Genomic DNA, 23,389 nt, shown 5'->3' on the forward strand with positions numbered 1-23,389 from the left:
GCTACTTTCTTTAGTTGTGAGAAGTCTTTTCAAGACCCCTTCATTTTTCAGAAAAAAGATTATTTATTTTTTTTGGCTTTTTTTAAAGAATTTCTTTTTTGTGGAGAAAAAGAGAAATTGTATTTGTCCTCTTTTTCCACTATAATCAGTCTATACCAACAATGAAAAGGCATTCATTCTATTTTTAAAAAATAAGATTGGAGGAACGTGTTAATGAAAAACCACTATTTGGATCAACGGATTCGGATCAAAAAACCGAATTTGAGCCTCACAGAAAAGAAAATTTCCGATTACTTTGTTCATTCTGAATCACTATTGACACAAATGACGTTAGAAAGTCTGGCCAACGAAATTGGCGTCTCCCAATCTTCCGTGTATCAATTTGTAAAAAAGATTGGCTATTCTGGGTTCCAAGAATTTAAAATTGATATCGCCAGAAATTCTAATTATCAGCCGACTTTTCAAAACGTCAATAGCGTGAATGGCGCCGATGATATTTCACCAGATGATGATAGTATTACGATTGCTAAAAAAGTCTTACAAGCCAATATTTATTCCCTCAGTAACGCCACACAGTTCTTAACAAAAGAGCTGTTAGATAACGTGTTGGCTTTGATGTACTCTGCCAAAACGCTTCATTTTTTTGGGCAAGGCGGCTCCTCGATTGTGGCTTTTGATAGTTTCCATAAATTCATTCGGACTAACTATCGGTGCAACTACATTTTTGATTACCACATGCAGTTAAGTTTTGTCACAAAATTAACCAGTGAAGATTGTGTGTTTATTTTTTCCCATTCAGGCAAAACTAAAGAATCAATCAACCTAGCACGACAAGTTAAAAAAACCAACGCAAAAATGATTACGTTAACTGGTAACAGCGGTTCAGAGTTGGCAGGCTTGTCCGACGAAGCAATTATTGTCGTCACCGAAGAAGGCTTGTTTCGTGCGGAATCCTTGGCTTCACGGATTAGTTACTTAACGGTAATGGATATTTTATATACAAATACGATGTATCACAATTTTGATCAAAATGCCGATTCCTTGAAAAAAATCCGTGATAACATTAGCACGACTAAGACCGATCCGCATTATTTGTCGTAAAGGAAAGTCGGTGACAAAAATTGGCTGCCGCTTAACTAGTATCTCACATTGAAATACTAATTAAGCGGCAGCCAATTGTTAAAATATCTAGTTTCAATTAAAACGGAATTGTATTATATTTGCCCTTTAAAACTTCTGACCATTTTTCTATTTACCACCGAAATCGCCATACACATTTCCTTCTGCATCAGATAGACGTTTTCCTTTATCAACTTTTTTAAACGTTATTGTGTTCGTTTTCTTGTCCAACTGACCAGTAATTTCATAACTATCTCTATTTTCTTTTATTTTAATATTTTGATACACCTCTTTTTCTGCTCTACTTGTTTTTAGTGTGTCTTCATTATTTGGATTAACCAAATATTCTTTTTCAAACGTCATGGTTTTATCCTTATTAAAAAAATTGAACCTTTTGTTAGGTCTTCTTCCTGTTCAGTGATCGTGGTAAGTATCAATGGAAACGAATTGTTATCTAAAAGATGTCCGCTTTCTTTTTCATTATGACTACACCCCGTTAAAAATATGAACAAAATAATACAACAAAGATACCCGATTTTTTTCATAATTATCTCCTCCTGTTCCATTCCATAGCGCTGAAAAGCTATCGGTCATTAAAGCAGTGTACCCTTCCTTGTTCCCTTTAAACAAGCACAGTTTATTTGTCCATTCAATCATGAATACTAAAAAAACGCTTGGCACAAGCCAAGCGTTTTGATTCTCTCTTTACATCGAACCTTTAAAAACATCTTTATTCTTAGCAAAATAATCAACACCAGAGTAAATGGTGAAAATCAAGCAGGCATATAGCATGATTTGATCTAGTGGTAGATGAAGTGCTGAAAATGGAATGTTGTTAATGAATAGTAAAATAATTGCAACCATTTGGGTAGCTGTTTTTACTTTTCCCGGCCAAGCTGCTGCCATTACTTCGCCATGTTCGACTAATAACAACCGTAAACCAGTTACTGCCAATTCACGACAAACAATAATTGCTACAATCCAAGCGGGTACTTTGCCTTGACCAACTAAGACGATAAAAGCGGTCATCACTAGCATTTTGTCCGCTAATGGGTCCGCAAATTTTCCGAAGTTCGTCACCAAGCCTTGCGCACGGGCAATTTTGCCATCCAACCAGTCTGTAAAACTAGCAACTGCAAAAATAATCGCGCCCACTAATTGGGTAACGGCTAACGTTGTGTCGCCAAAACTAATCGTTCCCCAGTCCATCGGCACCGACACAATAATAATAAAAATCGGAATCATAAATATTCTTAAAACTGTTAATTTATTTGGTAAATTCACTTCAATTGCCCCTTCCTTCTCCTGTTCTATTTTACGTTATCTTGCTGGCAGTGTCACGAAAAAAAGAAAAGAATCTGGAATAATTGCCGTTTGACCGTTTATTCAGAAATATTCTTGCCTTTTTTTAAAAAGAGCTGGTAATAGCCTAAACCGAAATTAATCATTCCAATCAATGTGATACTGTCTAAAAATTTAGAACCATAGATAAAGTAGAAATACAGTTGTAAGCCAACAATCAAGGAGCCCATGACCAACAGAGCGATTGAAAATATGGTGATAAGATTAAATTTTTTATTAACTATTTTAAGCATTGATATCCCCTTCTCTCTTGAATTATTATTGTCGTCTTTTTTAACCATTCGCTGTTAATTATAAAAGAAAAGAATCTGGAGTAATTGCCGTTTGACGGTTTTTCCAGATTCTTCTTACATCATTTCTAACGATACGTAATCCCTAATGTAACATCCTTACGAATTAAAACTGGCGTTTTTTCCAGTGTTAAATCGGCGCCATCGACTTGGATGGCGACGTTATTTGAGGCGCCTAGAATCAGTGTTGCATTGGCGGCATTTGCAGGTAAAGCTGTTGTTTGGGTCTCTCCTGCTTGCAGGGTGTGTTGGTACGTATAGTTGCCATCGACCATCACGCCAATCCAGCAAGAGCCTTCAGTCCCTTTAAAGGTAATGTTGATTGGACTATTCGCATCTTTAACCGTTGCAGTTACTTGATTGTTGGCATCACTCACCACAGCCACAGCTGTTTTCTTCTCTGGTTCGCTTGAAGAAGACGGCGGTGTACTACTTTGTGTGCTACTTTCTGGGGCTTGACTTGATTCTTTGGGTTTTTCCACACTGGCACTAGTTGCCGGTGTTTGAATAATCGGTTCGGCTTTTTGATCTTGCCACATAATATACAGCACCACGACCGCAATGGCTAAACCAATTAACGAAAAGGCAATGGCTGGTAAGTTCCGCAGTAACCAACTGGATTGCTTTTCTTCGTCATGCAATTGCTTACGTGACCCTTCAAGCTCTTCATACACTGGCTTGGGTTCTTCGACAATTGCTGGCTCTTTGCCATCATAGATATCTACCAATTGATTGCCATCTAAGCCGACCGCACTTGCATATTGGCGGATAAACGCCCGCACATAAAAGGTGCCTGGTAAGGACTCAAAATCGTTTTGTTCAATAATTTCTAAATATCTTTTTTGAATTTTTGTCATTTGTTGCAGTTCATCAATTGAGATGTTCTTCTGCAATCTTGCTTCTTTTAGTGTTTCTCCAATATTTACGCTGGCCACTCGTCCATCTTCTCCAGTCTATTTTGTTAATTTATCGATTGTCTCATCAGTCTTTTTCAATTGCCAAGGAAAACATTCCCGTCCTTTAAGAATACCACAAAAGAAGCCAACTGAGGATAACAAAATTGAAAGATTTCAAAGATTTTTCTTTTTCTTAAACAGTTGGTTTATTGCTCGGTTTCTCCTTTAGGATACATGTAGAAACGGCTCAATCCTTCTTCACGAATAAAGGTCTCTGCTACTTGGCGGACGTCGGCTAATTGAATGCTTTCAATGACTTCAATCTTATCAAACAGCGTGGTTTCCCCAAACAATGATTGTGAAAATTGGTTGGCGATATACTCTAAAGAGTTTAAGGATTGGAAATATTTACCAATCATTTTTTTCTTCAATAAGGACAAATTTTCTTCCGTTAATTCTGGACTTGTTGTGGCAGATAATAAAATAGCTTCAATTCGTTCTGCTAAGACTTCTGGTTGCTCACTATCGCCGCCAATATCCGCAAAATGGAAACTGCGATCTAAATTAAAGTCATAACTAAAACTATCATCTAACAAGCCTTCATCATAAAGAGCCAAATAGTTTTGAGAGGTATTACCAAACAATAATTGTAACAACAAATTCACGGTGACTTGATATTTCATTAAGTCACGACCCGTTGTTGGCACTTCATCTAAGCCTTTCAAGCCAACAAGCACTTTTGCCCGTGTGACCGCCATTTCAATGGCGCTCTCTTTGACAATGTCAGCAGCTGTTTCTTCAGGAAAATGCCGACGAATAGGTTGGGCGGCAGAAAACTCTTTCGCCGCTTGGTTTTCACGAATGAACGCCATTAACGCTTCGGGGTCCATTTTCCCTACCACGAATAAGGTCATATTACTTGGATGATAAAACGTATTGTAGCATGTATACAAATCCTCTGCGGTAATCTCCGCAATACTTGCCACTGTACCGGCAATATCAATGTGCAATGGATGTTTCGGATAAAGGTTGCCTAAAATCCCAAAGAACAAGCGCCAGTTAGGATCATCTAAATACATTTGAATTTCTTGTCCGATGATGCCTTTTTCTTTTTCGACCGTTTCCTTCGTGAAATACGGCGATTGCACAAAATCAAGCAACGTTTCTAGATTTTGTGTCACTTGATCCGTCGTTGAAAACAAATAACTCGTTTTCGTAAAACTGGTAAAGGCATTCGCTGAAGCCCCTTGTTGCCCAAATTTTTGGAAGACATCGCCATCTTCTTTTTCAAACATTTTATGTTCTAAAAAGTGGGCGATTCCGTCAGGTACTTCAATCATTTCCTCTTGACCAATTGGCACGAACGTGTTGTCAATGGAACCATAATCGGTCGTAAACAAGCCATACGTTTTTTGGAAATCATTTTTCGGTAATAGGTAAACCTTTAAACCATTTTCCAGTGTTTCTGTATACAATGTTTCTTTAATTTGTGCATAGTCTTTTTTAATCATTTTCCGTTTCTCCTTCCAAAAAGAAGATCGCTTGAAGTTCCAAGCGTTTGGCCACTTCTTGGATTTCTGAAATGGTCACGGCATTGATCCGCGCAATCCATTCCTCCGCCGTCAGCATCGTCTGCGGCATTAATTCGTTCAAGTATTCTTTTTCCAGCCACGCGCCTGCATTATCTAACGCTAAGATATACTGATTTTTTAGCATTGCTTTCGTTTGTTCAATTTCTAATTCGCTAATCTTACCTAAGCGAATATTTTCCAATTCTGTCGAAATCAAACGCAAGACCTGATTCCGATTTTTGCCATCGATCCCTGTTTGAACCGTCATGAAGCCACGGAAGGTGTCGATACTACTAGAAGCATAATACGCTAAATGCTCTTTTTCACGGACATTCATAAATAATTTAGAATGCGGGAAACCGCCAAAAATTCCATTAAACACTTGCAACGCAAAATAATAGCTATCGCCATAATAAATATCCGTGTTGTAAGCCAAGTTTAATTTCGATTGGGCTAGCACCTCACGCTCGGTCCGCTCTTCAATCACATTGCGAATTGGTTGATTGTAGAAAATCGCGGCTTTGCCTTCTTCACGAGGCGTAAACGGTAATTGCTTGAATAATGGCACTAACTCCGCCTCATTGACATCGCCTAAGACAAAAATATCCACTTGATCTTCCGCCAGCATTTTTTGATAATACGCTGCTAATGACGCCGCTGTTTCCTCAGCTAACGCCGCAACGGTCCCGAAACTAGGGATTTTTTGATCCTCCGATTGATTAAAATAGACACTTTGAAGCGCCAAAGAAGCATAGGTTTGCTTATCCTCCACAATACTTTCCAAGTACGCTTTCAAGTTCTCTTTCTCCCGTTGGAAGGTTTCTGCCTCGAATTGGCCCGCTTGAATATTGGGGGCAAAAATAATTTCCTTCAAAAAGTCCACTGCTTCGGCAAGCACCTGACTATCCTGTAAATAATGATCATTGACAATGTTCATAGAAATATTAAACCAGTGTTGATTGCCTTTTTTGGAAACGCCAATCCCAAAGCTGGCGCCGTAAAGTTCCGCCAAACGCTCACTTAACTTGACTTGATTCGGGTAATTCAAGCTGTTGGTTTCCATTAAACTGGACAACAGCGTTCTTTTTGTAATGGTTTCATGATTTAATCGTGTATTAAAGCGGACTAAAAGACGCACCGTTTTATATTTTTCTGTAGGAATGACGTGTAAATTCACGCCTTTAACTAATTGAACAGACATTGCCGCATCGCTCCTTCATTTGCTTCATCTTACCTAAAGAATGCTGTGAAATATATGTATCGTGTAAATTCTAAAGCATTTTTTAATGTTTTTTCCAATAGCTCCATTATAACACAGCTTCAGGTGCTTTCTGAATGATAAGAGTTTTTCAGTTCAAATTTTCAAGAAGATTCGGTATACTGTTTTTAAAGTGAGGAGGGAAAAAAGAATGATTAAAGAATTTAAAGAGTTTATCATGCGCGGGAGTGTCTTAGACCTAGCCGTTGGTGTTGTCATTGGTAGCGCGTTTACAGCGATTGTGACACAAGTGGTGGAAGGCTTGATTACCCCGTTAATTAGTCTGATTTTTGTCTTGACGACTGGGAAAAAGAGTGCCGATGATGCATTGGGTGCCCTTGTTTATAAAGTCGAAGGCGTTGAATTCAATATTGGTAGCGTGATTAGTGCACTTATTACATTTTTAATTACGGCCTTCGTCCTCTTCTTGATTGTCAAAGCAGCTAACAAAATGAAAAACCGTGGCAAAAAAGAAGAAGCGGCAGAAGAAGAAGTGGTACCAACGAGTGAAGATTACTTAAAAGAAATTCGCGACTTATTAGCGGCGCAAACACCGCCTGCTGAAACTGTCAAAACAGATAGCACCTTCACAGAGAAATAAGCAAAAAGTCATCCTGAGGGGATGACTTTTTTGTTTGGTCTTAGATAGATGGTCCTGCGACGAGGTTCCAGGTAATAGTTCCTGTGTAGTTCCCTGCTTTGATATTGTATGCTGGTGTCGTAATATTTAAAGAACTACTAAACATTGAAAACTTCCATAACCCTTGGCCTTTTCCTGTAGCAGCGTTAGCCATCAGCGTTGCTTCTCCACCTAAGGCCAGTGTCCAACCTTTTGGAATAGCTACGTCTGGCCGAACTTCAGGATTAGAAGCTTCCACATTTAAATTCGTATAACTATTAGTAGTTTCATCGAATTTCAAGTCATATCTACCTATCGAACTAGTACTGATATTTCCTTGTAAACTTTCACTACCTAACTTCAAACCATTTGATTGGGCAGTTAAGTGCCAGCCTTCTTTCGTACCTCGCAAGTCACCTACACCAACAGCTTCTACGTGCCCATTAAGCCCTTCCCCTTCATCTTCTTTATTAGGAATAGGCTGTGTTAAATCATCGGAAATTGACAGTTTCCCAAAATCAAATTCTCTAGGAATAAACAGTAAATCAAAATCACTATTTGTAGCACCTGGGTCAGGTCTTACTGTGTTCGGATCACCATTACTATCTGGCAACGTTCCCCCACCAAACTCCACCTGCACCGGCGTATTCCCAGTGGTCACGGCCTGTGCCGAAAGCGGTGCCAAACTAGCACCAACCACTGCGCTACTTACCAACAAACTTGCGAGTAATTTCTTTTTCATTTTACATACCTCTCTTTTTTAAATTAATTGTTTAAGAACGGACGGAAGACCATTTAAACAGCTCTTCCGTCCGCTATTGTTTAACTGTTTATGTTTAAATTGATGGTCCTGCCACGAGGTTCCAAGTGATGTTACCTGTATAGGTACCTGCTTTAATTTGTTGATAAGGGGTCGTGATGTTTAAATATTTTTCGGTCAAATAAGAATTCCACATTCCTTGGCCTTTTCCACTCACTGCATTCCCCACTAATGCGGCACCACCGCCAATCGTAATACTACTGGCAGCTAGAAATTCAGGAGCAGAAGGATCATTCGTGAAAATTTCCTCTTTTAATACAGAAAATTTATTTGATACTTCATTATAAGTTAAAGCATAGCCTGTTTGAGTAAAAGAGAATGTGCCTGTCAAGGTCTCTTCACCGTTAGTCATTTCAGGAATTGTGGCAGTAACATGCCAGCCCTCTTTCGTCCCTCTTAAATCACCTACTCCATAGCGGGTAATGTCTTCAGAAGAAATGGCAGATAGGTCATCAGAGATAGCCGTTTTAGCAAATGAAATCTTTTCAGGAATATAAAGCAAATCAAAATCAGTATTTGTAGCACCCGGGTCAGGTCTTACTGTATTTTCCCCATCGGAGTCCCCATCTGGCAACGTTCCACCACCAAACTCCACCTGCACTGGCGTATTCCCAGTCGTCACGGCCTGTGCTGAGAGCGGTGCCAAACTAGCACCAACCACTGCGCTACTTACCAACAAACTTGCGAGTAATTTCTTTTTCATTTTACATACCTCTCTTTTTTTTTATTGATTGTTTGATAACGGACGGAAGACCATTTAAACAGCTCTTCCGTCCGCTATTGTTTACCTGTTTACGTTTAAATTGCTGGTCCTGCCACAAGATTCCAAGTGACATTTCCTGTATACGCGCCTTTTTTCAGTTGTTGCATTGGGGTTGTTACATTTAACGTTAAGTTATCTAAACGACCTGACCAAGTCCCTTGTCCTTTTCCTAGAGGGGCGTTAATTAAAGCCGTAGCGCCGCCACCAATCTTAAGGCTCGCACCGTTAAAGCTAGGGGCCGTTGGATCATTGGCGATATTCATGCCATTCAGAGTGTTGAAGCCCCCGTAAGAACTCGTACTTTCATTGAATATGGCATAGTATGGTGTCATCCCAAAAGTAATCTGTCCATCTAATGTATCTGTGCCATTGCTCATGCTCACTACTTCGCCAGTGACATGCCAACCTTCTTTGGTTCCGCGGACATCACCCACCATGATCGATTTTGGCTTAGTTGAAATGGGCTTAATGGCGGTTAAGTCTTCGCCAATTTTTACTGGAGAAAAGTCAAAAATTTTCGGAATGGCTAATAAGTCAAAATTCGTATTCGGTTTCGTCGGATCGGGATCTACGATTGCGCCAGTATTATCTCCCTGATCTGCTAATTTCCCCCCATCAAATTCTACTTGGACTGGTGTATTTCCTGTTGTGACAGCCTGTGCCGAAAGAGGCACCAAGTTTGCCCCAACGACTGCACTACCAACGAGTAAGCTTGCAAATAATTTCTTTTTCATCTATGTATGCCTCCTTTGTTCAAGAATTTCCAGAATGCCTTTCTGAAGCTATGGTCTTAATTATACAAGATTCCCCTGTGTCTGTGATTTTAAATATTTAACCGTGCATAGAAAAAATCAACAATTCTTTTGATATCAACGATATCCCTTGGTTTTAAACATAAATTTCAACACTTTTCGACATTCGAAAGTGTTATTTAATGATTTTCACGGCAAAATCGATTAATAAACAGCAAGAAAACGTCAAAAAGTAAGGGTTCGACTCTTACTTTTTGACGTTTTCTTTTAAAATCTTATAAATTTATCCGCGATTTCGGCGAAAAAATCGTCAATTTCCATTTAATGACAGCCATTTTTGCATTTGCTAGTCGCCAAGACTTACAACTTGCGACGACGGGCGAATTCCACAAACTTAAATTTGTTTAAGCGGTGACGGGATTCCGTATAGCCAAAACAGCGCGTATCTTCCAAGTTCATGATACTGCGGACCACCACGACATGATTGCCTTCGACTTCACCAATCAGCTGCTTGTCCATCTCTGTGAGCGGTTCCACGGTAATTTCTTTCTGAGCATAACTAATCGCCAAGCCAAGGTCGTTTTCCAGATAATCGAAAATCGAATCTTCGGCACGGTGCTTCGGCAGTTCTGGGACAATCTCTTTAATCAAGTAGTCAATATCTAAAATATCGACTTCCCCTTCAATCTCCCGTTGCCGGACTAAGCGCCAAACAGGGGCGCCTTCTGTCCAACCAGTTAATTGAGCCAAGTTGCGCTCCACAGGAATTTCTTCTAAGGAAACTACATGAGTATGACTTTCAATATGTTGCGTTTGTTGTAACTCCTTGTAACTGGTCACTCCTGAAATAGGGAAATTAAATTTTTTAAAGTTTAAGACAATCGAGCCTTTGCCTTGTTTTTTCTGAATATAGCCAGCGTTAATCAGTAAATTCAAGGCTTTCCGAATTGTTTCACGGGAAACATTGTAGGTTTCCACTAATTGATTTTCACTAGGTAATAAATCGCCTGGCTGATAGTCGCCTTGGACAATTTGTTGTTCTAATTCTAAAAATATGTCATGAAACTTGTTCATGCCGATCCTCCTCTACCAACAATTTCTTTTCTAAAAGCATAGCATATTCCCTCCGAAAAACCTAGAGCTGGTCAGAAAAATCCCCCGCACTTTCTGCCTTGCTTACGCACTGACTCCCCCAGCTAAACCACTGCTTGACCGCCTTTTTTTCGGAACCAGTGCAGTCTGTTACAGCCCCCTTCTGGAAAACTTTTCCCAAGAATCTAGGGAAAATCCTTGTAATTCTGATTCGTTCATACTATACTGTAGTCAAACACAACATGTCTATACAAGTTTACAAGGAGGCGCCAAACATGACTATTTTAGAATTAACATTCGCAACGAACCAACTAACGACGACTTTTTTTAACCATAAATTGGAACCGCTTCACCAAAAAACGTTCCCTTTCGAAGCCTTGACTATCGAAGAAACGGTTCCTGAACTGTGCCAATTGATTTTGGCAGAGGCGGCGCCGATTCTGGGGGGGATTGTGGCTGATTTCCCAGCGGACTTCTTTTCGCCAGAGGAAACGTTGGCGCTAGTTCCGCAAGCGGTGATTCAAGCGTTCGCAGAACAGTTAAACACGCCACTTTTAACGGCAGCCGAACAAGCGGCGACACCGAATTTGCTGGAAGCATTTGAAGAAAAACGGCAGTATCTGGCTTGGCATTTGGACTATTATGGCTACGTGCCTGGGAAAAATGAATATGCGGTGGAGTCCCTGTTAACTGTCGGCAATGGCTTTTTAGGCTTGCGCGGCACAACCCCTGAGATGACGATTTCTGATGATCATTATCCAGCGACCTACATTGCGGGGCTTTATAATACAGCGTCTTCGGAAGTTGCGGGTCAAGTAGTGGAAAATGAAGATTTCGTCAATGCTCCTGACAACCAACACATCGCTTTAAAAATTGGCGATGCCACTGACTGGTTAACGATTTCTCCAGACACGCTACAACAATTACATCGTCAATTGAACTTGAAAACGGGGTTGTTTGTCGCAGAAATGATTTTGAAAGATGCGGACAATCAGCAAATTAAATTAACGACGAAAAAAATTGCCAATATGGCACAGCCGAATGACTATCATCTGCAATATACATTTGAGCCGTTAAACTTTTCAGCCCCGATTACTTTGAAAACCGTCACTGATGGCAGTGTCTACAACTATAACGTGGCGCGGTATCGTAACTTAACAGCCAAACATTTTCAGGTGACAGCATTAAGCGCGCAGGAAAACAAAACCGTGATTGAGGTTTGTACCAATCAATCCAACTTGAGCGTCCGAGAAACGGCCTTGATAACCGGTGATTTTTTTGAAAAAGAAGCCATTACGATTCAAGAAGAAGCGGAAAAAATCGCCCAAGTGGTGACCGTGATGGCGCACCAAGGCACGCGCTATACGCTAGAAAAACAAGTCTATGTGCAAGCCAGCCACGCCGAACAAAGTTGGCAGGTACCATTTACGCCGAAGGACTCTTTTGCGGCCGCCGCTCAGGAAAGCGCCCGCGCTTGGCAAACCCTTTGGCAACAAGCCAACATTACTGTGACAGGCGATTTGATGTCTCAAAAACTTTTACGGATTCACAGTTATCACTTGCTGGCTTCGGCTTCGCCTTTTAGTAACCAAGCCCAAGCATTGGACGTCTCGATTACCGCCCGAGGCTTGCATGGTGAAGCGTATCGTGGACATATTTTCTGGGATGAAATTTTTATTTTACCTTTTTATATTCAACATTATCCTGACACGGCGAAACAATTGTTGCTGTATCGCTACCATCGATTAGAGAAGGCGAAGGAAAATGCGGCGGCCAGCCAGTATCGTGGCGCAATGTATCCGTGGCAATCAGGACGTGATGGGCGGGAAACCACGCAAAAACTTCACTTAAATCCGTTGAATGGACATTGGGGCGAGGATCATAGTATTTTGCAACGGCATGTGTCCTTGGCGATTGCTTACAATGCTTGGTTGTATTGGCATAGTACACAGGATCATGAATTTATGAAACAATATGGCGGCGAAATGTTGTTAGAAATCGCTCAATTTTGGAACAGCGCTGCGACGTTAGATGACGCAACAGGACGGTTCTTTATTGATAAAGTGATGGGACCTGATGAATTTCACGAGGGCTATCCAGACCAAGCGGAAAGCGGCTTGAAAAACAACGCCTATACGAATTTGATGGTGGTTTGGCTATTCGAAGAATTAACCAACATTTTGGCACTTTTCTCTGAGGAAGAACAGGCACAACTTTTTGCCAAAACTCAGACCACTTCGGGTGATCTAGCCCGCATGCAGCAAATTCAAAATTCACTGGAAATTGAAGTTAATTCTGACGGCATTATTGCGCAATATGAAGGGTATTTCGGCTTAAAAGAGATTGACTGGGCAGCGATGAAAGAGAAATACGGCAATATTTACCGCATGGATCGAATTTTAAAAGCCGAAGGAGAATCTCCCGATGATTACAAAGTGGCGAAACAAGCCGACACGTTAATGTTGTTCTACAACTTAGACAAAACTCGGGTGGATCAAATTTTAGAAGATTTAGGGTATCAATTGCCTGCGGATTATTTGGAAAAAAATCTTTTGTATTATCTAAAACGGACGTCTCATGGTTCGACTTTGTCACGAATTGTTCATGCTCAATTGGCAGAAATGGCGCAATTCCATGAGCTGTCTTGGCAACTTTATCAAGAAGCGTTGTATTCCGATTATCGTGACATTCAAGGTGGCACGACCGCTGAAGGGATTCATACAGGGGTCATGGCTGCGACGATTCACGTTACTTTAGCGACGTATGCAGGCGTTGACACGCGCCAAAACGAGTTATCAATTTGTCCAAACTTACCTGAACATTGGCAATCGCTGGCCTTCCAGTTTATTCATCAAGGTGTGACGTATCAATTTTCATTAACACAAACCAGTGTCACGATTACAGCAGATAAAGACACACAATTATTGGTTCAGGGCGCGTTGATTCCGTTAACCGCCGAACGACCAAAAGAAGTACATTATCAATAAAGGAGCGAACCACAATGACGATTGGATTTATTTTTGATTTGGATGGTGTCATTACTGACACCGCCAAATTTCATTATCAAGCTTGGAAAGCGTTGGCCGATTCGCTAGGTATTCCCATTGACGAAACCTTCAACGAAACATTAAAAGGCATTAGTCGGATGGATTCCTTGGACCGCATTTTAGCCCATGGCCACCGTGAAAATGCGTTTACTCCAGCAGAAAAAGAAGCCTTAGCTCAGCAAAAAAATGACCACTACGTTCAATTATTAGAACATTTAACGACAGAAGATGTTTTACCTGGTGTCGTGCCATTGCTACAGCAAGCCCAAGCACGTCACATTCCCTGTGCCGTGGCTTCAGCTTCAAAAAACGCGCCCCTGATTTTGGAAAAATTAGGCGTGCGCGCGTACTTCGCCACAATTGTCGATCCCGACTCGTTAAGCAAAGGCAAACCTGATCCTGAAATCTTTTTAGCCGCCGCTGACAGTATTGGCGTGCTACCGCAAAACGCCATTGGCTTTGAAGATGCACAATCAGGCATTGACGGCTTGAAAGCCGCGGGCATCTATGCCGTCGGCTTGTCGGCCAGCCAACCCTTACTCGGAGCCGACATACAAGTCTCTGAAATGACTGAACTAAGCGTTGATGTACTGCTCAATCGCTAAAGAAGGACAAGAACCTTTAGCAGCAGGCACCTCTTTAGTGTAGAGCCGGTTAAGACGGTGACCTTTTTAGTTACAAAAATAACCGTGCTTGGTCAAAGTTGACGGTTATTTTTTATTGTCATTTTTAACAGCTTTTAGGATTTCACGGATTAACGATAAATTTATTCGTGCTTTTCGGGAAAATGTGCTATAATGAAAATGAAAAGAGAGATATGCTTCAACATACCTCTCTGATGTAGAGCCGTTTAAGACGGTGACCATGTTAATTATTTAAAAATAACCGTGCTTGGTCAAAGTTGACGGTTATTTTTTATTGTCATTTTTAAGCAATTTCACAATCAGCGCAATCAAAGCAATGGTAAACATACCAAACCCTAGGATCGTCTGAATTGTTTCATATGCTGACAACAGGCCTCTCCTTTCCGTAAATTTTGGAAGTACGCTCATACGCACCACCTCACTTTCAGATTAGATGGCCACCGCCATAACTTCTCTACACTTAGATTATACCATGTAAAACTAAAAAATAATTAGTTTCAAATATATTTTTTTAGGAAAATGTGCTATAATGAAAACGAAAAGAGAGATATGCTTCAACATACCTCTCTGATGCAGAGCCGTTTAAGACGGTGACCGATTTTGTTACAAAAAATAACCGTACCGATCAAAGTTGACGGTTATTTTTTATTGTCATTTTTAACAGCTTTTTAGTTTCCAAGGATCAATACTTTACTATTAGCAACGAAGTTCACGGTCCTTTGTGCTTGTCTCCACGTTCATTTCTTTTGCTTATTATTTAAATCCTACTAACGGAAAAATGAAATCAACGAATTTTATCCCCGCATAAAAACATAAGGCAAACATCAAAATCTTAATTAAGATTTTGACAATTGGTCGTTCAGTTATCTTTTTCATTTGTATACTCCTTTCCAATATTTTTAAAGCTTCAACCTTTTTAATCTTTTTGACATCTATATTTTATCTAATTATAATAAAAGTCACAATAGAGGAAGCATCATTTTTTCATTTCCTTTTTATTCCTTGATTAGTAGTTCAATTTGTAAACATATCATTCTGACAAAATAGAAAAGGGGGTTGTTATAGTATCGAAACAAAATTATCTACAAAGAAAAAAACACTTCTTTATCTCCTGTCCACTTTTTTGACAGCCCTACCCAGCATAGAAGCATTAACTGGAATGAGCTTAATAGCTATAAAAAAATAGTAAAGAAAAAAAGCAAGCAATCTTTAAAAATCTATTACTAGCTATTGGCATGTTCTTATTTTCTATTATTCTAAATTTACTTTTCTCACGCATTCCTACTCCAGAAAATCAACATTATATTAATGAAGTCCGAAATGTAGCACCTGTTTTAATGGCCCTTCATACTAGACTCTTTTCACCTATAATAGAAGAACTCCTGACTCGTGGCATTTTTATGAACTTATTTTTTATAAAAAACACCTCTCGAAGTGTCTTATGTAAAATATTTTTTTCTGGTCTTTTTTTTTGGTCTTAGCCATGGACTATTACCATCAATTTCCATGCTTTTTTATTGTGGAATGGGCTGGGTTTTAGCCTCTACCTATTATTTCTGTAATAACAATCTCACGTATCCTCTTGCGATTCATTTGCTATTAAATAATTTATAGTACACAAAAAAAACCGCCCACATCAGAAAAATGATGTGGGCGGTTTTTTTGTAATTATTTATTTTTTGTTTCAAATAACGGACTAACTGGTTTGTTTTCGTGGATACGTTTAATCGCATCTCCGATTAATTCACCAACGCTGACTTCGTCAATTTTAGCAATTTTACGATCATCAGATAGGTAAATAGAGTCTGTTACAACTAAGCGTTCAATTGCTGAATCTTCAATACGTTGTAAGGCTGGTCCTGATAAAACGGGATGTGTACAAGAAGCGTAAACGTCTTTTGCTCCGGCTTCTTTCAATGCGTTTGCAGCAAGAGAAATTGTCCCCGCTGTGTCAATCATGTCATCAATTAAGACACATGTTTTGCCTTCCACATGACCAATGATGTTCATTACTTCTGCTACGTTCGCTTTTGGACGACGTTTGTCAATGATCGCAATTGGTGCTTTTAAGAATTCTGCCAATTTACGCGCACGCGTTACACCACCATGGTCAGGGGAAACAACAACGACGTCATCGCCTTGAATGCCGTGTTCGATGAAGTAATCGGCAATTAATGGTGCACCCATCAAATGATCCACTGGAATATCAAAGAATCCTTGAATTTGGACCGCATGTAAGTCCAATGTCAACATTCTTGTTGCGCCAGCTTTTTCAATCATGTTTGCAACAAGTTTAGCAGTGATTGGTTCCCGGGCACGTGCTTTACGGTCTTGACGTGCATACCCATAATAAGGCATAACCACGTTAATTGTTTTAGCACTCGCACGTTTTAACGCATCAATCATGATTAATAGTTCCATTAAGTTATCGTTAACAGGGCTACTTGTTGATTGAATGACGTAAACATGTGCACCACGAATACTTTCTTCAATATTCACTTGAATTTCGCCATCACTAAATTGTGTTACAGAGCACTTTCCTAGCTCCACACCCACAGCATCCGCAATTTTTTCTGCTAAGGGACGATTAGAGTTCAAAGAAAAGATTTTCAATCTTGGATCAAAATAATGTTTCGACATTAGAACCTCCACTTTCTATTTCAGCCAATTCGTTAAAACTGAACAATACTTTCCTTCTAAAATAATAGTAGTCCTAGCCAAATAAATCAAGAGATTTTCTGTATTTCATACAAGATATTCATCAAAAGTCGCTTTCTTCTAACTATTTTATCGTATTTGTCTAAAAAATGAGGATTATTTGAATAAAGAAAGGTACTCGCCATAGCCTTCTTTTTCTAAATCTGCCACTGGCACAAATCTCAAAGCTGCCGCATTAATGCAATAACGTAAGCCGCCTTCTTGGAGTGGGCCATCAGTGAAAACATGCCCTAAATGTGAATCCGCTTCTTGACTGCGAACTTCTACTCGGTGCATGCCATGACTAAAATCAGCTTTTTCTTTGACGCCACGTTTTTCAATTGGTTTGGTAAAGGATGGCCAGCCGCAACCAGCATCGTATTTGTCCAGGGAGCTAAACAACGGTTCGCCACTAACAACGTCTACATAGATTCCGTCTTGGTAAAAGTCATCATATTCTCCTGAAAAAGGGCGTTCTGTTGCGTTTTCTTGTGTGACGGCATATTGAAGATCCGTCAAGGTTTGTTTTAATTCTTCTTCTGTTGGTTTTGTCATTCTGTCCACTCCTTTTCTTCTGTTCAATTTATTGGGTTCAATGATACCACGTTTGCCAAACAGGCACCTAATAGTTTGCATAGTAAAAGACAGTCCTTTCTCTTTTTGACGAATGAAAAGGACTGTCTTTTATTAGTTGAATTCTTTTAGTAGTCGGGCTACTTTGGCAATTGGTAAGCCCATAATGGCGTAATAATCGCCAGCGATTGCTTCAATTAATAATGCTCCTTGTCCTTGGATACCATAAGCGCCTGCTTTGTCGGCATATTCTGCGGTATCTAAGTACGCATGGATTTCCGTGTCTGTCAGTGGATAAAACGTCACGGTTGAATGAACTGTCGCGGAGCGCTCTTTTTCCCCTTGTTTCAACGTCACACTTGTATACACGTCATGTGTTTTGCCACTTAGGAGGCGCAACATGCGATAACCGTCTTCCCGAGAAGTGGGTTTGCCGAGGATTTCTCCCGCCAATGCCACAATTGTATCGCAGCCAATGACTAGTGCTTCGGGGGTTTGTTCTGCTATAGCCGCTGCTTTTTGGGCAGCCATTTGCGCCACATATTCTGCTGGTAAGCCGTCTTTGCCAACAGTTTCATCGATATCGGCTGGTGCAATCGTAAAATTTGGGACCACACGCTTTAATAACTCCTGACGGCGAGGAGATTGGGATGCTAAAATAATTTGCATAAATTGATGACGCCTCGTTTCTTTTTAATGGGGGTCTTGAATGCGTTTAAACATTCGTTCCATATCTGAATTCGTAAAATGAATCAGCACCGGACGTCCATGCGGACAATTAAACGGATTTTCGCACAAGGCTAAATCTTTTAATAGCACGCGTGCTTGTTGCTCGTTGAGGTAATGATTGGCTTTGATGGATCGCTTACAGCTCATCATAATGGCAGTTGCTTCACGGAATTTTTTCACGCTGACCGAGCCAGTTGTTAGCAACATGTCAATCATCTCGCGAACAATGCTTTCCTCTTCGCCTGCAGGATACCAAGTTGGGTGCGCCCGCACAATGAAACTATTTTGTCCAAAGTCTTCCAAATGGATGCCGACTTCTGCAAGGGTTTCTTTCTGCTCTTTAATTTTCAAGGCATCACTATTTGGATAATCAATAACGATTGGTACCAATAATTCTTGTAAATCATCACTGACTTCGCCAATTTTTTCACGGAAGTACTCGTATTTAATTCGTTCTTGGGCAGCGTGTTGGTCGATAATAAACAGGCCATCTTTGCTTTGTGCGAATAAATAAGTTCCGTGCATTTGACCGAAGTATTCTAGCTCAGGAAAACGTTCTGTCGGTCGTTCTTCTTCCAACTTATTCAGGGCTTGTTTCAGTTCTCTTTGACTCGCAGCGCTATTGGCATCAAATTCTGGGTGAAGTTTCATTTCTTCTTGGAAAACCTCGTCAGCAGCCTCTGATGAACGCAGAGAAGGTTCTGAATCAGGCACTTCAGTTATTTTCGTTTCTTCGGCTATTATCTGTTGCTCATTACTAGCTGTTTCCCAATGATTTGCGGAATCAACAGCTGCCGAAGAGATTTCGTAAGCTGACGTTTCTTCCGCTACACTCGTTGATTCTGGTACTGGCGGCGCAAATGGATCGTCCATTGGGTCCACTGCTCTTTCTGTCTGGTTGACAGCTTCAGGGGCGCTTGAGACTGGTGTTTCGTCTGTCGCATGTTCCGCATAGAAGCGACCTGTTGCGGGATTATAGCTTAAGCTGCCCGGTCGTTGTTTTACCGCAGGTTGTTCAGTCGATAAAGGAATTTCCATTTGTTCGGCTTTGGGTTCTGGCGGTAGTTTCTTTTTAAACCGCAAATTGTCTGCCGCATTGGGAATCAACTGTTCTTGGCTCAACACTTCTTGAATCGCCTGTTCAATTAATGCCATTAAATCTTTTTCTTTACTTAAACGAACTTCTTGCTTAGTAGGATGGACATTGACATCGACTAACAGCGGATCCATTTCAATTTCTAACACAGCAATTGGAAAACGCCCCACCATTAGTTTCGAACCATAGCCGGCTACAATTGCTTTATTTAACGCGAAATTTTTAATATAGCGACCATTGATAATCGTTGATAAATAGTTGCGGCTGGCCCGTGTGACTTCTGGCAATGAGACATACCCTGTCAAAGTAAAATCAAGGTCTTTTCCTTCAATTTTCAACATTTTCTTTGCGGTGCTAATGCCATAAATCCCCGCAATCGTTTGTTTTAAATCACCATTGCCTGTTGTACTCATCATTTTGTGGCCGTCATGAACTAAGCGAAAAGCGACTTTAGGGTGACTTAACGCCAGACGATTGACAATGTCACCGATATTGGCCAATTCCGTTTGGATCGTTTTGACGTATTTCAAACGAGCAGGCGTATTATAAAATAAATTAGAAACGGTCATTTTTGTGCCTTTACGGAGGGCTGCTGGTCGGTTTTCTTCGACCTTGCCCCCTTTTAGAATCACATAGCTGCCTTCTTCTTCCTCAGCTGTGGCAGTTTCGACAATCATTTCAGAAACTGAGGCAATACTTGGTAAGGCTTCGCCTCGGAACCCCAAGCTGCGAATTCGAAACAAATCATCTCTTGTATGAATTTTGCTTGTGGCATGGCGTTTGAAGGCATTCAGTACATCTTCTTTGGCAATTCCTTCACCATTATCAATAATTTGAATGGTTTTCAAGCCAGCTTCTTCAATAAAAATATCAATTTGGGTGCTTCCTGCATCCAGTGCATTTTCCACCAATTCTTTGACGACAGAAGCGGGACGTTCAACAACTTCACCAGCAGCAATCTGGTTGGCTAGTTGTTCGGATAGTTCTTGAATTTTCCCCATTTCACGACCTCCTAACCGGTTCGGTTCCTAATTAGATACGTTTTTGCAATTGATGAAGTATGTTTAACGCATCTAGTGGTGTCATTTCTAATAGATTCATTTTCTTCAATGTGTCAATGACACTTAATTCTTCTGTTGAAACTTCTTTAAATAATGAAAGTTGCTCGGTTTCTTCATGGACTTCTGAAACTTCTTCATGATGAACTGAACTTGGAATCGTTGTTTCTTCTGCTTCTAAAGCGGATAAAATGGTGGCTGCTCGTTCTAAAAGCGGGCTTGGTAAACCAGCGATTTTAGCAACATGTATCCCATAGCTCTTATCAGCAGGTCCTTCCATCATTTTATGAAGAAAGACCACTTCGCCATCTTTTTCGACAGCGCCCACGTGAATATTCTTCAAGCCTTTTAAGGTTTCATCTAGAACAGTTAGTTCATGATAATGTGTAGAGAATAGCGTTTTAGCTTGTACTTCACGATGGATATATTCAATGATGGCTTGCGCTAGCGCCATTCCATCATAGGTTGCCGTGCCGCGTCCTAATTCATCAAATAAAATTAGGCTGTTAGGCGTGGCGTGCCGCAGTGCTTGGTTGGCTTCCATCATTTCTACCATAAAGGTACTTTGCCCTGCAATTAGATCATCAGAGGCCCCAATCCGTGTAAAAATTTGATCGAAAATTGGCATTTCAGCACTTTCCGCTGGTACAAAACAGCCAATTTGCGCCATGACCACCGTCAAAGCCAATTGACGCATGTAGGTACTTTTCCCTGACATGTTTGGTCCAGTAATCAAGAGAATATCTGTTTCTGGGTTCATGCGGATACTGTTTGGAATGTATTCTTGATGCCCTAAAACTTTTTCCACGACTGGGTGTCGTCCTTCGACAATCGCCAAATTTTTCGTGTTACTTCTTAACGTTGGTCGAACGTATTGATACCGTTCACTAATTGTTGCAAAAGATTGTAAAACATCAACCGCACTAATGGTTTTAGCCAGTGTTTGCAATCGATCAATATTCGTTTTCACTTGTTCTCTCACGGCCAAGAATAATTGATATTCTAGTTCAACTGATTTTTCTTCGGCTTCTAAGATTAAACGCTCTAGTTCTTTTAGTTCTGGCGTAATAAAGCGCTCCGCATTAGCTAATGTTTGCTTACGCTCGTATTTTCCTTCTTCTAAATTCGCTAAATTTGACTTAGTGATTTCAATGAAATAACCAAAGACACGATTGTAGCCAATCTTCAAGTTTTTAATGCCTGTTTCTTGGCGTTCTTTCGCTTCTAACTCCGCTAACCATTGCTTACCATTACGCATGGCATCACGGTATTCATCTAATTGGTCGTTATAGCCGTCTTTAATAACATTTCCTTCAGTAATTTGTAAAGGGGCTTCTTCATTAATCGCCGTCGCAATCAATGCCACTAAATCTTCAACAGGGTTTAAGTCGACTAATAAATCATCCCATTCCCCTTGATTGATCCCGACAATTAACTGTCGAATCGTTGGTACTTGTTCTAAAGAGGTCCGTAATTGAATTAAATCACGCCCATTCACACTGCCGAATGCCACGCGTCCTGCTAACCGCTCTAAATCATAAACGTTCGTCAATGCTGCTTGCAAATCTAAGCGTTCAAAATAGGCATTTAATAAGGATTGCACCATTTCTTGACGCGCCTTAATTTGACGTTCCTGAATTAGCGGACGATCCAACCATTGTTTCAACAAACGGCCGCCCATAGCTGTTTTCGTTTCATCTAATAGCCACAAAAGAGTCCCTTTTTTCTGTCCTGTTCGAATCGACTGACTCAATTCTAAATTGAATTTAGAATAATGATCCATTTTCAAGAAATGATCTGGCTGATATTCCACAGCTTTCTGAATATGGGACAAGCTCCGCTTTTGGGTAACAGATAAATAAGATAATAACTTGCCTGTAATTTCAATTTCTAATGGATTAATCAGTTCATTGGTTAAAAAACTAAACTCGTCATTTTCTTCCACCGTTTCTTGTGTCGAAAAGATAATATTTAAACGTAAACTTAAGTTCTCTTTTAACGATTCAGGGATCCCTGAACCTAGGACCATTTCTTTTGTTTGCAACGCAGAAGCTTCGTTTAAAACGCCCTCTTCATCAGCCAAGACTGCTGTTTTTAATTCGCCTGTACTCAAATCTACATAGGCAAAACCGAACTGATTACCATCTGTTAGCACAGCGGTTAAGTAATTATTGTCTTTGGCTTCCAAGCCTTTACTATTCATCACCGTTCCTGGCGTTACCAACTGGACCACTTCTCGTTTGACCATACCCTTGGTAGTCTTTGGATCTTCCACTTGCTCACAAATCGCTACTTTATAGCCTTGCTCAATCAACGTATCAATGTAACCTTGCGCGGCATGATAAGGAACGCCACACATAGGAATCGGATCATCCGCATTGCGGTTACGACTGGTTAACGTCAATTCTAAGATTTGCGCTGCATTGATAGCATCTTCATAAAATAACTCATAAAAATCACCTAAGCGATAAAATAAAAACGCATCCTTGTATTGGGCCTTAATGGATAAATATTGTTCCATCATGGGTGTATTTTTTGTCTTTTGTGGCATTTAATTCCCTTCCTTCTCTAGCTCTTCGTTCACGCGGTATTGAATGAGCGCCGTGACATGTTGGACTAAGTCATTGGCTTCGATCAGTTGTTCGCGGTAGGCTACAACGAGTGGGTGCTCATCAAATTCTTTTGTTTTCGCATCGGCTCGTTGAATGGCTTCTTTTTCAGCAGTTGGTTTGCCATAGTGAGCAAATTGAACCGCATCTTTTTGCGCAGCTTTAATTTCTTCCACTAATTCTGTCAGCTTTTTGTTTTTCTTTACCTTTTCTTCAATCGCTTGGTAGCGCTGAATGACTTCATCTTGTCCAATTAAATGTAACAATTTTTCTAATTCTTTATTACTTTGTGCATCTAAATTCAACGGCTCCATTTTTTTCACCTTCATCTTTCACCGGCACTTTTTCTATAAGAGCAGAAAAAGTTAACCTCTTAATGATCCGAGATTAACTT

At 40.3% G+C, this 23,389-nt stretch carries 22 protein-coding genes; 4 read left to right on the forward strand and 18 right to left on the reverse strand.

Translation table 11 applies throughout. The features are described from left to right. Positions 1-213 precede the first annotated feature (213 nt). A complete protein-coding gene (locus MKZ30_RS11980; protein WP_002383224.1) occupies positions 214-1,101 on the forward strand; it encodes a MurR/RpiR family transcriptional regulator in 888 nt (295 codons plus the stop codon). 147 nt (positions 1,102-1,248) lie between these two features. Here the strand turns inward: MKZ30_RS11980 and MKZ30_RS11985 are convergent, their stop codons facing one another. The 6 genes from MKZ30_RS11985 to yfmF form a co-directional block, all read right to left on the reverse strand. Next, complete coding sequence (locus tag MKZ30_RS11985) at positions 1,249-1,482, reverse strand: hypothetical protein (protein WP_249958768.1); 234 nt, start codon at positions 1,480-1,482, stop codon at positions 1,249-1,251. A gap of 342 nt (positions 1,483-1,824) precedes the next feature. Then, the gene (pgsA, locus tag MKZ30_RS11990) at positions 1,825-2,403 is read right to left on the reverse strand and encodes a CDP-diacylglycerol--glycerol-3-phosphate 3-phosphatidyltransferase (protein ID WP_002365382.1); all 579 of its coding nucleotides are present in this window, start codon (positions 2,401-2,403) and stop codon (positions 1,825-1,827) included. 98 nt (positions 2,404-2,501) lie between these two features. Beyond that, entirely contained in the window at positions 2,502-2,714 is a 213-nt protein-coding gene (locus MKZ30_RS11995; RefSeq protein WP_033600539.1) for a hypothetical protein, read from the reverse strand. A 125-nt stretch (positions 2,715-2,839) separates the two neighbouring features. Continuing rightward, positions 2,840-3,706 (reverse strand): RodZ domain-containing protein, encoded by an 867-nt coding sequence (locus MKZ30_RS12000; RefSeq protein ID WP_002359020.1) that lies wholly within the window; start codon positions 3,704-3,706, stop codon positions 2,840-2,842. A 167-nt stretch (positions 3,707-3,873) separates the two neighbouring features. Beyond that, positions 3,874-5,178: an EF-P 5-aminopentanol modification-associated protein YfmH gene (yfmH, locus tag MKZ30_RS12005; protein ID WP_010827840.1), complete on the reverse strand. Its 1,305-nt coding sequence runs from the start codon at positions 5,176-5,178 to the stop codon at positions 3,874-3,876. Beyond that, positions 5,171-6,439, reverse strand: coding sequence for an EF-P 5-aminopentanol modification-associated protein YfmF (gene yfmF / locus MKZ30_RS12010; RefSeq protein WP_002354884.1), 1,269 nt, complete (start codon positions 6,437-6,439; stop codon positions 5,171-5,173). The genes yfmH and yfmF overlap by 8 nt, the downstream gene beginning before the upstream one ends. Before the next feature lie 208 nt (positions 6,440-6,647). Between yfmF and mscL the strand changes: the two genes are divergently transcribed. After that, positions 6,648-7,097: a large conductance mechanosensitive channel protein MscL gene (gene mscL / locus MKZ30_RS12015; protein WP_002354883.1), complete on the forward strand. Its 450-nt coding sequence runs from the start codon at positions 6,648-6,650 to the stop codon at positions 7,095-7,097. Positions 7,098-7,137: 40 nt separating this feature from the next. On the opposite strand, the gene MKZ30_RS12020 is transcribed toward mscL, so the two are convergent. From MKZ30_RS12020 to treR, 4 genes are all read right to left on the reverse strand, one after another. Then, positions 7,138-7,857, reverse strand: a complete 720-nt coding sequence (locus MKZ30_RS12020) for a WxL domain-containing protein (RefSeq protein ID WP_129226016.1) — start codon at positions 7,855-7,857, stop codon at positions 7,138-7,140. A gap of 94 nt (positions 7,858-7,951) precedes the next feature. Continuing rightward, positions 7,952-8,638, reverse strand: a complete 687-nt coding sequence (locus MKZ30_RS12025; RefSeq protein ID WP_129226013.1) for a WxL domain-containing protein — start codon at positions 8,636-8,638, stop codon at positions 7,952-7,954. A 95-nt stretch (positions 8,639-8,733) separates the two neighbouring features. Further along, positions 8,734-9,432 (reverse strand): WxL domain-containing protein, encoded by a 699-nt coding sequence (locus MKZ30_RS12030; RefSeq protein WP_010816841.1) that lies wholly within the window; start codon positions 9,430-9,432, stop codon positions 8,734-8,736. Positions 9,433-9,810: 378 nt separating this feature from the next. Further along, positions 9,811-10,524 (reverse strand): trehalose operon repressor, encoded by a 714-nt coding sequence (treR, locus tag MKZ30_RS12035; RefSeq protein ID WP_002354877.1) that lies wholly within the window; start codon positions 10,522-10,524, stop codon positions 9,811-9,813. Between the two features lie 260 nt (positions 10,525-10,784). On the opposite strand from treR, the gene MKZ30_RS12040 reads away from it, so the two are divergent. After that, positions 10,785-13,529, forward strand: coding sequence for a glycoside hydrolase family 65 protein (locus MKZ30_RS12040; RefSeq protein ID WP_129226010.1), 2,745 nt, complete (start codon positions 10,785-10,787; stop codon positions 13,527-13,529). 14 nt (positions 13,530-13,543) lie between these two features. Next, positions 13,544-14,194 carry a beta-phosphoglucomutase gene (pgmB, locus tag MKZ30_RS12045; RefSeq protein WP_016614233.1) on the forward strand — a complete coding sequence of 217 codons (651 nt, stop codon included), beginning with the start codon at positions 13,544-13,546 and terminating at the stop codon, positions 14,192-14,194. A 303-nt stretch (positions 14,195-14,497) separates the two neighbouring features. Here the strand turns inward: pgmB and pepG1 are convergent, their stop codons facing one another. From pepG1 to MKZ30_RS12080, 8 genes are all read right to left on the reverse strand, one after another. Continuing rightward, positions 14,498-14,641: a type I toxin-antitoxin system toxin PepG1 gene (gene pepG1, locus MKZ30_RS12050; protein ID WP_002392696.1), complete on the reverse strand. Its 144-nt coding sequence runs from the start codon at positions 14,639-14,641 to the stop codon at positions 14,498-14,500. 345 nt (positions 14,642-14,986) lie between these two features. After that, positions 14,987-15,109, reverse strand: coding sequence for a hypothetical protein (locus MKZ30_RS13325; protein ID WP_002419628.1), 123 nt, complete (start codon positions 15,107-15,109; stop codon positions 14,987-14,989). Between the two features lie 792 nt (positions 15,110-15,901). Further along, positions 15,902-16,873 (reverse strand): ribose-phosphate diphosphokinase, encoded by a 972-nt coding sequence (locus MKZ30_RS12055; protein WP_002381060.1) that lies wholly within the window; start codon positions 16,871-16,873, stop codon positions 15,902-15,904. A 174-nt stretch (positions 16,874-17,047) separates the two neighbouring features. Further along, entirely contained in the window at positions 17,048-17,485 is a 438-nt protein-coding gene (gene msrB, locus MKZ30_RS12060) for a peptide-methionine (R)-S-oxide reductase MsrB (protein WP_010715474.1), read from the reverse strand. Positions 17,486-17,617: 132 nt separating this feature from the next. After that, on the reverse strand, positions 17,618-18,172 hold the full coding sequence (locus MKZ30_RS12065; protein WP_033601100.1) for a Maf family protein: 555 nt from the start codon (positions 18,170-18,172) through the stop codon (positions 17,618-17,620). A gap of 24 nt (positions 18,173-18,196) precedes the next feature. Beyond that, positions 18,197-20,329, reverse strand: coding sequence for a DNA mismatch repair endonuclease MutL (gene mutL, locus MKZ30_RS12070; RefSeq protein WP_002383210.1), 2,133 nt, complete (start codon positions 20,327-20,329; stop codon positions 18,197-18,199). A 31-nt stretch (positions 20,330-20,360) separates the two neighbouring features. Continuing rightward, positions 20,361-22,937, reverse strand: a complete 2,577-nt coding sequence (mutS, locus tag MKZ30_RS12075; protein WP_249958769.1) for a DNA mismatch repair protein MutS — start codon at positions 22,935-22,937, stop codon at positions 20,361-20,363. After that, entirely contained in the window at positions 22,938-23,324 is a 387-nt protein-coding gene (locus tag MKZ30_RS12080; RefSeq protein WP_002359008.1) for a YlbF/YmcA family competence regulator, read from the reverse strand. Positions 23,325-23,389: the final 65 nt, after the last annotated feature.

Source organism: Enterococcus sp. LX10 (assembly GCF_023539285.1).
GTDB lineage: Bacteria > Bacillota > Bacilli > Lactobacillales > Enterococcaceae > Enterococcus > Enterococcus faecalis.

Coding starts and splice junctions, on each gene's coding strand:
- mutL (WP_002383210.1), bottom strand. CDS start 20,329: ATGGGGAAAATTCAAGAACTATCCGAACAACTAGCCAACCAGATTGCT.
- MKZ30_RS11980 (WP_002383224.1), top strand. CDS start 214: ATGAAAAACCACTATTTGGATCAACGGATTCGGATCAAAAAACCGAAT.
- MKZ30_RS12080 (WP_002359008.1), bottom strand. CDS start 23,324: ATGAAGGTGAAAAAAATGGAGCCGTTGAATTTAGATGCACAAAGTAAT.
- yfmH (WP_010827840.1), bottom strand. CDS start 5,178: ATGATTAAAAAAGACTATGCACAAATTAAAGAAACATTGTATACAGAA.
- MKZ30_RS12020 (WP_129226016.1), bottom strand. CDS start 7,857: ATGAAAAAGAAATTACTCGCAAGTTTGTTGGTAAGTAGCGCAGTGGTT.
- pgmB (WP_016614233.1), top strand. CDS start 13,544: ATGACGATTGGATTTATTTTTGATTTGGATGGTGTCATTACTGACACC.
- mutS (WP_249958769.1), bottom strand. CDS start 22,937: ATGCCACAAAAGACAAAAAATACACCCATGATGGAACAATATTTATCC.
- MKZ30_RS12065 (WP_033601100.1), bottom strand. CDS start 18,172: ATGCAAATTATTTTAGCATCCCAATCTCCTCGCCGTCAGGAGTTATTA.
- MKZ30_RS11995 (WP_033600539.1), bottom strand. CDS start 2,714: ATGCTTAAAATAGTTAATAAAAAATTTAATCTTATCACCATATTTTCA.
- MKZ30_RS11985 (WP_249958768.1), bottom strand. CDS start 1,482: ATGACGTTTGAAAAAGAATATTTGGTTAATCCAAATAATGAAGACACA.
- MKZ30_RS12030 (WP_010816841.1), bottom strand. CDS start 9,432: ATGAAAAAGAAATTATTTGCAAGCTTACTCGTTGGTAGTGCAGTCGTT.
- msrB (WP_010715474.1), bottom strand. CDS start 17,485: ATGACAAAACCAACAGAAGAAGAATTAAAACAAACCTTGACGGATCTT.
- MKZ30_RS13325 (WP_002419628.1), bottom strand. CDS start 15,109: ATGAAAAAGATAACTGAACGACCAATTGTCAAAATCTTAATTAAGATT.
- MKZ30_RS12040 (WP_129226010.1), top strand. CDS start 10,785: ATGTCTATACAAGTTTACAAGGAGGCGCCAAACATGACTATTTTAGAA.
- MKZ30_RS12025 (WP_129226013.1), bottom strand. CDS start 8,638: ATGAAAAAGAAATTACTCGCAAGTTTGTTGGTAAGTAGCGCAGTGGTT.
- treR (WP_002354877.1), bottom strand. CDS start 10,524: ATGAACAAGTTTCATGACATATTTTTAGAATTAGAACAACAAATTGTC.
- pepG1 (WP_002392696.1), bottom strand. CDS start 14,641: ATGAGCGTACTTCCAAAATTTACGGAAAGGAGAGGCCTGTTGTCAGCA.
- mscL (WP_002354883.1), top strand. CDS start 6,648: ATGATTAAAGAATTTAAAGAGTTTATCATGCGCGGGAGTGTCTTAGAC.
- MKZ30_RS12055 (WP_002381060.1), bottom strand. CDS start 16,873: ATGTCGAAACATTATTTTGATCCAAGATTGAAAATCTTTTCTTTGAAC.
- yfmF (WP_002354884.1), bottom strand. CDS start 6,439: ATGTCTGTTCAATTAGTTAAAGGCGTGAATTTACACGTCATTCCTACA.